Source organism: Janthinobacterium goodfellowi (assembly GCF_051380695.1).
Classification (GTDB): domain Bacteria; phylum Pseudomonadota; class Gammaproteobacteria; order Burkholderiales; family Burkholderiaceae_D; genus Janthinobacterium.
Window position 1 is genome coordinate 137,113 of the sequence record NZ_JBNYXN010000009.1, and the last position, 13,404, is coordinate 150,516.

Consider the following 13,404-nt stretch of genomic DNA (forward strand, 5'->3'; position numbering starts at 1 on the left):
GATGATCGCGCAATCATGTGCGCTTGTCTACAAAATTATGTAAATCATAAAGTTGCATTCAAGGTCCTGGCGTGCAATCGGCGCAGCCGGGCGCATGTTCCGGGTCTTTTTCCAGGTGCAGCGCCAGCTCGCGCAAGGCCGTGCGCACGCCTTCCTCGATGACGGGGTGGTAGAACGGCATGTCGAGCATGGCGGGCACCGTCAGCTGGGCCTGGCATGCCCAAGCCAGCAAGTGGCCCAGGTGTTCCGCCCGTGGACCGATCAGCTCGGCACCAAGAAAGCGCTTGCTGCCGAACTCCGCATACACGCGCAGCAAACCCTGGTTTTGCAGCATCACGCGGCTGCGGCCCTGGTTGCCGAACGACACGGCACCGACGGCGAAGCGGCCCGCGTGGCTGACGCACAATTGCTGGTAGGTGGCGCCCAGGGTGGCGATCTGCGGTTCCGTGAAGGCGATCGCCAGCGGCGTGCGGCGCAAGCCCGGCTTCACCTCGGGGTAGCGGGCCGCGTTCCCGCCCGCGATGCGGCCCTCGTCGGCCGCCTCGGGCAGCAGCGGCAAGGCGTTGTCGGCATCGCCCGCGATGAAGATGGCGCTGTTGCCGCACTGCATGGTGTGCGGATCATGCAGGGGGATGCCGTGGCGGTCGAGCTCGATTTGCGCCGTGTCCAGGCCGATCTTGTCCACGTTCGGGCGGCGGCCGATGGCGGCCAGCACGTACTCGAACTGCTCGGTTTTTTCCACGCCCCCGTCATCGCGGCTGGTGAGCAAAATGCCGCCGCCGTCCGGCGTTTTTGCCATGTGCGCGACCTGGGTCATGAAACGGATATCGAGTTCGCGCGCCAGCACGGCATCGGCCTCCCGCAGCACCAGCGGGTCCGTCAGCTGCGCGACTTTATTGCCGCGCGCAAACAGGGTCACGCGCACGCCCAGCCGCGCCAGCGCCTGGCCCAGTTCCAGGCCGATGACGCCGCTGCCGACCACGGCAACTGACTTTGGCAAGTCCGCCCATTCGAACACGGCGTCGCTGGTGATGACTCTTTCTCCCGCCGCCTGCCACTCGGGCGGCACGATGGGCGTGGAACCGGTGGCGATCACCACGCTGGCAGCTTCCACCAAGGTATGCTCATCCACCTGCAATGTACCGGGGGAAATAAAACGCGCATGGCCGCGCAGTTTTTCTTCCTCGGGGATGGCGTTGACGCCGTCGAGCACGAAGCCGACAAAACGGTCGCGCTCGCTGCGCACCCTGGCCATCACCTGCCGGCCGTCGATGCGCACGGGGCCCGGATGCACGCCGAAAGCGGGTGCGGCAGCCACGGCATGGGCCGCCTCGGCCGCCGCGATCAAGAGTTTGCTGGGCATGCAGCCCACGCGCGCGCAGGTCGTGCCGTACGGCCCGCTTTCGATCATCAGCACGCGCTTGCCCTGCATGCACGCCGCCTTGTGCGCCGTCATGCCGGCCGTGCCGCTGCCGATCACGGCCACATCCACTTGTATCGTCTTCATGCTGCTGTTACTCCCGGTTCAGATTGCTCACAGCGTCCGATACTACCCGTTTGCCGAAAATAAGGTTTTACTTTACTGCAATATATGCATTAGTATAACTAATCATTTTCAAAATTTATAAGCTGAGCTAATGGGATCAATCGATTATCGCGCGCTGGCCGTGCTGGACGCCGTGGCAAGCCATGGCAGTTTCGACAAGGCCGCCCTGGCGCTGGGCATCACCCAGTCGGCCGTCTCGCAGCGCATCAAGGCGCTGGAAGACGCCAGCGGGCGCCTCTTGATCATCCGTGGCCAGCCGGCCGTGCCGACGGGCCTGGGCCAGCGATTGATCGTGCATCACCGCAACGTCAAGCTGATGGAAGCATCGCTCGACATCGACCTGGGCAACAGCGTCAGCATGCCGGAAATCGCCATCGCGATCGATGCCGACAGCCTGGCCACGTGGTTCCCCGACACCTTGTCCGCCTTGCTGGCGCCGCCCCGCTGCCAGCTCGACGTGCGCCTGGCCGACAGCGACAGCGCCCTGCAGATGGTGCGCGACGGCTCCGTGTTCGGCTGCGTGGCGGCCGAATCCGGCACGGCGATCGACGCGGCCGCCGCCACCAGCGTCACCCCGCTGGGCACCTTGCGCTACGTCTGCGTGGCCACGCCCGTGTTTGCGGGCCACTGGTTCGGCGATGGCTTTATTGCCGAGGCGGTACAACTGGCGCCGGCCGTGGTGGGCCAGCACGGCTTGCTGGCGCGTTTCCTCGCTGAACAATTGAGCATGCGCGAACCGTTTCCGCACCACACCTTACCCGTGGAAGCGGCGCGCCGCGGCTGCGTCCAGGATGGCCTGGCCTACGGCCTGATGCCGCAGCGCCTGGCCGCGCAGGCGCTGGCGACGGACCGGCTGGTCGACCTGATGCCGGGCAGCACCCTGGACGTGCCGCTGAGCTGGCACGCGTGGACCCTGGACACGCCGTTTACCAAGCTGTTGTCGGAACAGATCGTCAAATCGGCGCGCGATTACCTGCAGTAATTTAAATATCGAGCGGGTCCACTTCCAGCGACCATTTCACGCGCGTCTTCATGGCGCGCAACTCCGCCAACCATTCCTTCAAAAACGCCTGCAGCGCGGGCCGCGAAGGCGATTCGAGCAGCAGCTGGGCGCGGTCCACGTTGTAGACGCGCGTCATGCTCATGGGAATCGGGTCATTGATGGTCACCTGCGGGTGTTCCATGCACTCTTTCGCCGCCTGCAGGAACTCGATGGCCGTGGCCAGCTCGGGCGCTTCCGCGCGCAGCAGGGCCTGGAACAGATACGGCGGCAGCGCCGCCTGGGCCCGCTCTTCCAGCAGAGTCGTGGCGAAATGGTCGTAGTCGTGGTTGACGACGGCGTCGTACAGCGGATGGCGCGCATAGCGCGTCTGGATCAGCACTTCACTGACGCTGCCTCCTTCCGTCTGCGCGGCCCGCCCGGCCCGGCCCGCCACCTGCATCAATTGCGCGAACAGCCGTTCGCTGGCCCGGTAATCCTGGGAAAACAGGGCCGTGTCCGGATTCAAAATGCCGACCAGGGTCAGCTTTTTGAAATCGTGGCCCTTGGCCACCATTTGCGTGCCGATCAGGATATCGACTTCGCCCCGGTGCACGGTGTCGAACGCTTCCTGCGCACTGCCCTTCTTGCGCGTGGAATCGGCATCGATGCGCAGAATGCGCGCCTCTGGAAACAGTTGCTGCAAGCCCTCTTCCACGCGCTGCGTACCGCGTCCCAGCGGCTGCAGGTCGACGTTGCCGCAGGTGGGGCAATGGCGGGGGATGCGCAATTCCAGGCTGCAATGGTGGCAGCGCAAGCGATGTTCGGGCTTGTGCAGCACCATGAACGAGGTGCAGCGCGTGCAATTGCTGATCCAGCCGCACGATTCGCAGCAGATCACGGGAGAATAGCCGCGCCGGTTCAGGAACAGCAGCGACTGCTCGCCCCGTTCCATACGCAATTTCAAGGCGGCTACCAGATGCGAAGTCAGGCCATCTTTCGGCTTGTCGCGCTCCATGTCCAAAATCTTGACGCGCGGCAACACCGCATTCTTGACGGCCCGTTCGCGCAATTCCAGCTTGCGGTAGCGCCCCGTCTGTGCATGGTGCCAGCTTTCCAGCGACGGCGTGGCCGAACCGAGCACGATGGGAATCTGCAATTGCCAGGCGCGCCACACGGCCAGGTCGCGCGCGGAATAACGCAAGCCTTCCTGCTGCTTGTAGGAAGGATCGTGTTCCTCGTCGATGACGATCAATTTCAATTTCGGCAACGATGCCAGGATGGCCAGCCGCGTGCCGAGCACGATGCGCGCCTGGCCCTGGTGGGCGGCCAGCCAGTGCAGCATGCGCTCGCCTTCGGACAGGCTGCTGTGCAGGGTGGCCAGCATGACGCCGGGAAAGCGCGCGCGGATATTGCCTTCCAGCTGAGGCGTGAGATTGATTTCCGGCACCAGAATCAGGATTTGCGCATCGTCCTCGCGCGCCAGCACCTGGGCGCAGGCTTGCAGATACACTTCCGTCTTGCCGCTGCCCGTCACGCCGTACAGCAGGGTCGGCTTGAAACCCTGGGCGCCGCCGATGGCGTCCGCCGCCTCTTGCTGGGCAGCATTGAGCGCAGGCATGTTCAGCGGCGTGCCGTCATGCGCATCGGCCAGCTTGCCCAGCTTCTTGATGGCGCGGTCGAGCGCCACGGTGGTGAGCACGCGCAAATTCTTCGGTAGACCCGGCAAGGCCACTTCACCGAGCGGGCGCTGGTAGTAATCGGCGGCAAAGGCGGCCAGCGCCAGCCACTGCTCCGACAGCGGCGCCAGCTGGCTGCGCACGGCCAGCACGTCCTTCAATTTCGCGGCGGGCACGTCGGTGCTGTCGGACACGCCGACGATCAGCCCCATCACTTCGCGCCGGCCGAACGGCACCAGCGCCAGCTGTCCCACTTGCGGCAGCGGCGCGTCCGCGCCGGCATCCGCCGCCGCGTTCCAGCGGTAGTCGAACAAGGCGTTCAGGGGCGTGTCGAGCGCGATGTTCAGGATGCACGACGTCAAAATGCACTGCGACATGGAGGTATGGCCTATCTCAATAAAAAAGCGCGCCGCAGGGTCGATGGCGCGGCGGGATGTCCGGCATCAAGCCAGCGGGCCATGATACTTGTTTCGCCCCTCAAACGCCTAACGGCAGGCAGGACAGCGGGTCATCGTGCCAGAAGAAAATTCTGTGGATAACTTTGTGGACAAAGCAAAATTAACTTTCAGGAAAATGTGGATAGAAAATTTCGATCGCCGTCAAGAGCGGCACGCAAGAAAAATTAACCATTAAAAATCAATGACTTAAAAATTGATGCCCAGGAAGCGATAAATCCGTGGGGCATTTCCGCCGCTGTGCATAACTGAACCATTTATGATTTTTTTATACAGCAATCCGCACCGTTTTGATGCGCCCTATGCGGAAAAACTCGGGCCCCATGCGGCAAAATTGACAATTGCCGGGCAAGCGTTCGGTTTTACCTGACGGACGGCGAAACATTGTTCAATTATCATGCACTGCAACATGCACTTCAGGTGAAACCTGAACATCGTCGCTAAGTATCGGTTAACAAAATACTTTTCAATTTTATCCACAGAATCTGTTGATAACTTTGTGGACAATGAAGGAATAAGGCCAGCGAACGAAAGAATAACCTTATCAATAGCAACAAAGTCCGCCGAACAAGCTATTTTTTATCTCTTAATAATCAAGTACTTGCGAGCCATCCCCGGGCATGGCTTTTCGACTGCCTCTTATTTCCGCAGCAAAAAAAATTGTGCATAAGTCGGTATTTCTTGCTAAGGCGCAGCAAAGAAAAAGGCAGGCTTCCACTGGAAAGCCTGCCTTTTTCTTTGCTGCGCCAGGGGAAAACAAATACTTACTGGCCGCTGCGCATGGCACGGCTCATGCTGTGCACGGCTTCCACCATCGCTGCCACGGATTCCGGCGGCGTGAACTGGGAAATGCCATGGCCCAGGTTGAACACGTGGCCCGTGCCGGCCGACGGCGCGCCAAAGGCGTTGAGCACTTTCGCCACTTCGGCGCGGATCTGTTCGGGGCTGGCGAACAGGATGGCCGGGTCGAGATTGCCCTGCAAGCCCACTTTATGTCCCACCAGCTGGCGCGCGCGCGTCAGGTTGACGGTCCAGTCCAGGCCCACGGCATCGGCGCCGATGTCGGCGATCTGCTCGATCCACTGGCCGCCGCCCTTGGTGAACACGATGGCGGGAATCTTGACGCCATCCTTGTCGCGTTTCAGCTGCGCCACCACTTGCTGCATGTAAGCCAGCGAGAATTCCTGGTAGGCGCCGTCGGCCAGCGCACCGCCCCAGGAATCGAAGATCATCACAGCTTGCGCGCCGGCATCGATTTGCGCATTCAGGTATTGCGCCACGGAGGTGGCGTTGATCGCCAGGATGTGATGCATCAGGTCAGGGCGGTTGTACAGCATCTTCTTGATGGTATGGAACTCTTTCGAGCCGCCGCCTTCCACCATATAGCACGCCAGCGTCCACGGGCTGCCGGAAAAACCGATCAGCGGCACGCGGCCATTGAGTTCCGTGCGGATTTGCGTGACGGCCTTGAACACATAGTCGAGCGACTCCAGGTCCGGCACTTGCAGCGCCTTCACGTCCTGCTCCGTGCGCAGCGGGCGCTCGAACTTCGGGCCTTCGCCATCGGCAAAATACAGGCCCAGGCCCATGGCGTCCGGCACCGTCAGGATGTCGGAAAACAGGATGGCCGCGTCGAGCGGGAAACGCTCCAGGGGCTGCAAGGTCACTTCCGTGGCGTAATCGGGATTCTTCGCCAGGCCCAGGAAGGACCCGGCCCGCTCGCGCGTGGCGCGGTATTCGGGCAGGTAGCGGCCCGCCTGGCGCATCAGCCAGACAGGGGTGTGCTCGGTCGGCTGGCGCAACAGGGCGCGCAGGAAAGTATCATTCTGGAGCGGAGCAAATTGTGGCATGGCAGGCAATCGAGCTTGGAGAAGCGGTATTATCGCATCCAATCGCTGCCATTTCATTGATTCCGGTGCCGCTTTGCAGCATTTGCCACGCACAGCGATGACTTTCGTTGTGCCTGCCCTTCCATTATGATGATGCACGCCGCCGCGCTGCCTGACGCCGCCTGGAGGCCCCCCTCTTTCCACCACGACACGGAGCCCGCATGACCTCGACCGCATCCAGCACCCCTTATGGCATCTGGCCATCGCCGATCAGCGCGGCCATCGTCGCCGCCGGCGCCTCGCCGCTGACGCAGCTGGCCCTGGGCGGGGCGGATGGCGCCGACGTATTCTGGCTGGCCGGGCGCGCCAGCGAAGCAGGCCGCAACACCCTGCTGCGCCAGCGCGGCGCGCGGGTCGATGAATTGACTTCGGCGCCGTTCAATGTGCGCACCCGCGTGCATGAATACGGCGGCGGCGCGTATGCCGTTGCCGGCGATACCGTGTATTTCTCGCATTTCGCCGACAATTGCCTGTACCGCGTGAGCGGCGATGGCGCGCCCGAAGCGTTCACCACGGGCGGCAATACGCGCCACGCGGACTTCGTCGTCGATGCGGCCCGATCCCGCCTGATCGCCGTGCGCGAACAGCATCCGGCAGCGGGCCACGCGCATCCGGAAAACTGCCTGGCGGCCGTCGGCTTCGACGGGCGTGAAACGGTGCTGGCGCGCGGCCACGATTTTTATGCGGCGCCACGCCTGTCGCCAGACGGCAGCCAGCTGGCCTGGATCAGCTGGGACCACCCGCGCCTGCCGTGGCAAGGCACGGAACTGTGGCTGGCCGACGTGCATCCGGACGGCAGCCTGGGTTCGCCGCGCCTGATCGCCGGCGGCGCGCGCGAGTCGATTTGCCAGCCGGAATGGTCGCCGAACGGCTTGCTGCACTTCGTTTCCGACAGCAGCGGCTGGTGGAATCTGTACCGCCTGCACGGCGCCGACATCGAAGCGCTGTGTCCGATGGAAGCGGAATTTGCCACGCCGCACTGGACCTTCGGCGGCAGCATGTACGGCTTTCTGTCCGACGACGAGATCGTCTGCACGTATATCCAGGCCGGTATCAGCTATCTGGCGCAATTGAACGTGGCGGCGGCCAAGCTGGAGCCGATCCCGCACCCGTACCAGGAAATCCGCGAACTGCGCGTGGGCCCCGGCTTCGTCGCGCTGCTCGGCGGCAGCCCCACCATCGCGCTGGAACTGGCGCGCATCGACCTGTCGAACCATGAGCTGGAAGTGCTGGCGCAGTCGATCACGGCCTTGCCCCCGCTGGTTTACCTGTCCGTGCCGCGCAGCTTGAGTTTTACCAGCAGCAATGGCCGCGCGGCGCACGCCTTCTTTTATCCGCCGAAAAATGATGACGTGCAGGCGCCGGCCGGCACCTTGCCGCCCGTCATCGTCATCAGCCACGGCGGGCCCACCAGCATGGCCAGCAATACCTTGAAGCTGGCGACGCAGTACTGGACCAGCCGCGGCATCGGCGTGCTCGACGTCAACTACGGCGGCAGCAGCGGTTTCGGCCGCGAATACCGCGACGCGCTGCGCGGGCAATGGGGCATCGTCGACGTGGAAGACTGCATTGCCGGCGCCCGCTACCTGGCGGCCAACGGCCTGGCCGACCCCGAGCGCCTGATCGTGCGCGGCGGCAGCGCGGGCGGCCTGACGACCCTGTGCGCACTGACCTTCCACGACGTCTTCAAGGCCGGTGCCAGTTACTATGGCGTATCCGACCTGAAGGGCCTGGACGACGATTCGCACAAGTTCGAATCGCGCTACACCGATTACCTGATCGCCCCCCAGCCGCAAGCCGAGGCCCTGTACCGCGAGCGCTCGCCCATCCACCATACGGATAAACTGTCGCGCCCGATGATCTTCTTCCAGGGCCTCGATGACAAGGTGGTGCCGCCGCAGCAGTCGCAGCTGATGGTTGACGCCCTGCAGGCGCGCGGCGTGCCTGTCGCGTATGTGCCGCTCGAAGGCGAAGGCCACGGCTTCCGCAAGGCGGAAAACATCGTGCGCACCCTGGAGGCGGAACTGTATTTCTACCAGCGCGTGTTCGGCCTGCCCGTGGCGGCCGGCGAGCCGCCCGTGCACATCGCCAACTTGCCCGCATGAGCGAACAGAATGTAGAGCTACATCTGCTGGACGAGTTCGCCGCCCTGGAGCAGCACGAACAGATGATCCTGGCCTTGCTGGCCATCGCGGGCGAGCCGGTGGGCAAGCATGCCGTGTACGAGCACTTGCAGCGCGCCAACGTCGTCGAGCCGGACGGCACGCCGTTTTCCCTGCTGACGGTGACCAACATGCTGCAACGGCTGACGCGTCTGGCGCTGGCCAGCGAGGTGGTGGGAAGGGGCTTTGCCTGCGAAGCCAGACTGCGCTGGCCCGCCATGCGCGCCGCCATCGAGCACCTGGTATTTCGCGACCTGTGCCAGGCCATCGAGCTGATCAATCCCGTGCGCCGCAACTGGGATGGCTATGTGGAACTGCGCAGCTACCGGCAAGGCGTGGCGCGCCTGCGCATCGCCCTCTTGCGCAACGACGAGGTGCGCCACGTGGCCGCCATCCTGGCCGCCTGCATGGCGTGCTATGAAGCGCAGCAGCTGCATCCGCTGATCGAGATTTTCGGCCGCCCGTTCGAACCGGAAATGTTGTCTTTCGTCATGCCGCAATTGCAGGACGACATCCTTGCGGTGCTGCTGGGCAATGCTCCGCGCGAACCGGCCACGGCGCACGCCATCCACAGCTATGCACGTGCGCATCATGCGCGCCAGGCGGCGGCCGGCGACCACATCGGCGCCGCCCTGCCGCTGGCCTTGGCCGAGGACGCCCTGCTGTGCGGCGAACTCGACGCAGCCGCGCGCTACCTGGCGGGCCAGCAGGGGCCGCAGGCGCTGTTTGTCGACAGCAGCATCGCCCTGTTGCGCGGCGAACATGCGCAGGCCGTGGCGGGCTTCGAAACGGCCTTGAAAGGCCTGCGCAAGGAAACGGGCAAGCGCAAGCTGTGCTTTACGGGCATCGGCGGCCACCTGTACGTGCTCGCCCTGCTGCGCGGCAACGATGCCAAGCTGCTGAAAAGCGCGGAAACCTACCTCGATATCGCCCTGCACGCGCAGCCGAACCACGACAGCATCGTCTACCAGCAGTTGAACACCTTGCGCCTGGTGCGCGCCGGCGTGCAGCAGGCGGACAGCATCCCCACGCGCAGCTGGGAAACAGGCTTGCAGGCGCAGCTGTTCCAGGCCTTGCTGTACTACTGGCTGGCGCTGCCGCAATTGAGCGAACGCAAGGACCAGCTGCGGTCGCTGGTGCAGCAGGCCGATGCGGCCGGCTACGACCTGATCGCCGCGCAGGCGGCCGGCTTGCTGGGCTTGCTGGGCGAGCCGCAGCAGGAGCGCTATGCCACGGCCAAGCGCGCGCAACACGGTCTGACGGACATGGCGCCGTGGTTCGAGCGCCAGGAAGCGTGGCAGCGCCAGCTGAGTGCCCTCATCAACCTGCAGCAGAACGCGCCCGCCGAAGCCGCCGGCGGCGTCTCGCGCCTCGTGTGGCTGGTGGCGTTCGACCCGCGCTTCGGCTTGACGGCCGTGGAAGTGCGCGAGCAGAAGCGCGACGCGCGGGGCGGCTGGAGCAAGGGCCGCGCCATGGGCCTCAAACGCCTGGCCGAAGAGGCGGGCGACATCGATTTCCTCACGCCGCAAGACGCGCGCGCGGCGGGCAGCATCGCGCCGTTCAAACAATATTATTCGTCGGCGCCGCGCTATGAGGTGGAGCTGGACAAGGCCGCCGTGCTGCTGGTGGGCCACCCGCTCGTCTTCTGGCTCGACCACCCCGAGACGCGCGTGGAACTGATCGCCGGCGCGCCCGAGCTCCTCATCAAGTCGCACGAGGGGCAGCTGTGGCTGGGCATGCAGCCGCCGCTGCCCGACAGCGGCAGCAATGTCGTGGTGCAGAGGGAAACGCCGACGCGCCTGCGCGTGGTGCACATCCTCGACGAGCACCGCCGCATCGGCGCCATCGTGGGCCTGGGCCTGTCCGTGCCCCTGCATGCGGAAAAACAGGTGATGCAGGCGATCGGCGCCATCTCGTCCATGGTCACCGTGCAATCGGACATTGGCGGCGGCGCGGGCGACGCGGAAGCGATCACGGCCGACCACCGCCTGCACGTGCACCTGCTGCCTTACCAGCAGGGACTCAAGATGCAGATTCTGGTCCGCCCGCTGCTCGACAATGGCGCCTATTACGCGCCGGGCAGCGGCGCCGAGAGCGTGTTTGCCGACGTGGCGGGCCGGGCCGTGCAGGCGCGGCGCGACCTGAATGCCGAACGCGAAGCGCAGCGCCAGCTGATCGGACGTTGCCTGGTGCTGGAAGAGGCGGAAGAAGAACATGGCGAATGGCTGCTGGGCCAGCCCGCGCTGGGCTTGCAATTGCTGGTGGATTTGCAGGCGCTGGACCCCGCCGGCATGGTATTGGCCTGGCCCGAGGGCGAAACCATGCGCGTGTCGAAACGCATCGACAGCGGCCAGATGCGCCTGAACATCAAGAGCGAAAAAGACTGGTTTGCCGCCAGCGGTGAAGTGCAGATCGACGAAGACAAGGTGATGGATTTGCGCGCCCTGCTCGACTTGATGCAGAACAATAAGAGCCGCTTCGTGGCCCTGGGCGACAACCAGTTTCTGGCCCTCAGCGACGAATTGCACCGCCGGCTGTCGGAACTGGCCGCGTATGGCGAATCGCATGCCGATGGCGTGCACATCCACCCGCTGGCCGCGTTTGCGCTGGAAGAGCTGGCCAACGATGCGGGCGGCGTCAAAGCCGACAAACTGTGGCGCGAACACCTGCTGCGCCTGCGCGCCCTCGACGATTATCAGCCGCAGCTGCCCAGCACCCTGCAAGCGGACTTGCGTGACTACCAGCTGGCCGGCTACGAGTGGCTGGCGCGCTTGGCGCACTGGGGCGTGGGCGCCTGCCTGGCCGACGATATGGGGCTAGGCAAGACCTTGCAGGCGCTGGCGCTGATCCTGGCACGCGCACCGAACGGCCCCACCCTCGTCGTCGCGCCCACGTCCGTCTGCATGAACTGGATCAGCGAAGCGCAGCGTTTTGCCCCGACGTTGAACATCAAACTGTTCGGCAGCGGTGACCGGGCCGACATGCTCGACACCTTGCAGCCGTTCGACGTGGTGGTGGCCAGCTATGGCTTGCTGCAGCAGGAAGCCACCATGTTTGCCGGCGTGCGCTGGCATACGATCGTGCTCGACGAAGCGCAGGCGATCAAGAATGGCGCCACCAAGCGTTCGCAAGCCGTGATGGCCCTGCAAGGCGATTTCCGCATGGTGGCCAGCGGCACGCCGCTGGAAAACCACCTGGGCGAACTGTGGAATCTGTTCCGTTTTATTAACCCGGGCTTGCTGGGCACCCTGGACCAGTTCAACCTGCGCTTTGCGGGACCGATCGAAAAGGATCAGGACAAGCGGGCGGCGGCCGGCGCGCGCCTGCGGCTGCGCCGCCTGATCGCGCCGTTCATCCTGCGCCGGACAAAAACGCAAGTGCTGTCGGAATTGCCGTCGCGCACGGAAATCGTGCTGGAAGTGGCATTGTCGCCGCAGGAAACGGCGCTGTACGAATCCCTGCGCCGCGAAGCGCTGGAAAAGCTGGCCATGGTGGAAGGGCCGGCGTCGAAAAAGGCCATCCAGATCCTGGCCGAGATCATGAAGCTGCGCCGCGCCTGCTGCAATCCGCAACTGGTGGCGCCGGAGCTGGGCCTGGCCAGCAGCAAGCTGGCCGCGTTCGCCGACCTGCTGTCGGGTTTGCTGGAAAACCGCCACAAGGTGCTCGTCTTCAGCCAGTTCGTCGACCATTTGACCCTGATCCGCCGGCACCTGGAGCAGCATGGCGTCAGCTACCAATATCTCGACGGCAGCACGCCCATGCAGGAGCGCAAGCGCCGCGTGGATGCCTTCCAGGCGGGAGACGGCGATGTCTTCCTCATCAGCCTGAAGGCGGGCGGCATGGGTATCAATTTGACGGCGGCCGATTACGTGATCCACATGGACCCGTGGTGGAACCCGGCCGTGGAAGACCAGGCCTCGGACCGCGCCCACCGCATGGGACAATTGCGCCCCGTCACCATTTACCGTCTGGTGGCGAAACACACGATCGAGGAAGGCATCGTCGAATTGCACCAGCACAAGCGCGACCTGGCCGACAGTCTGTTGGAAGGCAGCGATGCGGCCGCGCGCATGTCGGCCAATGACATGCTGGGCATGCTGCAAGAGGGGTTGAAGCGATGAGCTTGAAAAAATGAACGGGGAAGCCGCGTTCCATGCGATGATCGTTTTTCCCTGTTCTTATGCCACGCCATGACCGACTATATCGCCACCAGCGCCGGCCAGCGCGCCACCTTTTTGTGCGGCAAATCCTGGACCGCCTACGTCAGCACCTTCATCATCGCCGTGCTGCTGTTCTTTGCCGCCCTGCCGCTGGCCTTCAAGTACAACGCGCGCGCCGCCTTCGTGGTGCTGATCGGCTCGGCGCTGATCGTCGGCTATCGCCTGCTGACCATCCGCAGCTATCAGCTGTACATTGATGAGGCGGGCGTGTGGCTGGCGTCCGGTATCTTGCCGTGGAAAAAGAAACTCACGGGCGTCAAATGGCGCGACATGGATGAAGCCGTCTATGAAACCAACTTCTGGAGCTGGCTGTTCCAGTCCTACACGGTGCGCGTCAGCCAGCGCTACACGCAGGAAACGGAAATCCACGCCACCGGCATGGCGCGCGGCAAGGATGCCGTGGCGGCCATCAATGCACGCCACCAGGAGCTGCTGCGCGGCAGCGCCATCGTCGTCTAGCGGCACGCGCTTGCG

General features: G+C 64.1%; 7 protein-coding genes. 4 read left to right on the forward strand and 3 right to left on the reverse strand.

Annotated elements, in window-relative coordinates; translation table 11 throughout:
- Nucleotides 1-58 precede the first annotated feature (58 nt).
- On the reverse strand, nt 59-1,507 hold the full coding sequence (locus tag ACQ4WQ_RS26770; RefSeq protein ID WP_436501222.1) for a dihydrolipoyl dehydrogenase: 1,449 nt from the start codon (nt 1,505-1,507) through the stop codon (nt 59-61).
- A gap of 130 nt (nt 1,508-1,637) precedes the next feature.
- Between ACQ4WQ_RS26770 and ACQ4WQ_RS26775 the strand changes: the two genes are divergently transcribed.
- The gene (locus ACQ4WQ_RS26775; RefSeq protein ID WP_436501224.1) at nt 1,638-2,528 is read left to right on the forward strand and encodes an ArgP/LysG family DNA-binding transcriptional regulator; all 891 of its coding nucleotides are present in this window, start codon (nt 1,638-1,640) and stop codon (nt 2,526-2,528) included.
- Nucleotide 2,529: 1 nt separating this feature from the next.
- On the opposite strand, the gene ACQ4WQ_RS26780 is transcribed toward ACQ4WQ_RS26775, so the two are convergent.
- Both ACQ4WQ_RS26780 and hemE read right to left on the reverse strand, forming a co-directional pair.
- Entirely contained in the window at nt 2,530-4,581 is a 2,052-nt protein-coding gene (locus tag ACQ4WQ_RS26780) for a primosomal protein N' (protein ID WP_436501226.1), read from the reverse strand.
- Nucleotides 4,582-5,423: 842 nt separating this feature from the next.
- Nucleotides 5,424-6,509, reverse strand: coding sequence for a uroporphyrinogen decarboxylase (gene hemE / locus ACQ4WQ_RS26785; protein WP_071075009.1), 1,086 nt, complete (start codon nt 6,507-6,509; stop codon nt 5,424-5,426).
- A 200-nt stretch (nt 6,510-6,709) separates the two neighbouring features.
- Between hemE and ACQ4WQ_RS26790 the strand changes: the two genes are divergently transcribed.
- From ACQ4WQ_RS26790 to ACQ4WQ_RS26800, 3 genes are all read left to right on the forward strand, one after another.
- The gene (locus tag ACQ4WQ_RS26790; RefSeq protein WP_436501228.1) at nt 6,710-8,653 is read left to right on the forward strand and encodes a dipeptidyl-peptidase 5; all 1,944 of its coding nucleotides are present in this window, start codon (nt 6,710-6,712) and stop codon (nt 8,651-8,653) included.
- A complete protein-coding gene (locus ACQ4WQ_RS26795; protein ID WP_436501230.1) occupies nt 8,650-12,831 on the forward strand; it encodes a DEAD/DEAH box helicase in 4,182 nt (1,393 codons plus the stop codon). The genes ACQ4WQ_RS26790 and ACQ4WQ_RS26795 overlap by 4 nt, the downstream gene beginning before the upstream one ends.
- A 69-nt stretch (nt 12,832-12,900) precedes the next feature.
- Nucleotides 12,901-13,389, forward strand: coding sequence for a hypothetical protein (locus tag ACQ4WQ_RS26800; protein ID WP_436501232.1), 489 nt, complete (start codon nt 12,901-12,903; stop codon nt 13,387-13,389).
- Nucleotides 13,390-13,404 lie beyond the last annotated feature (15 nt).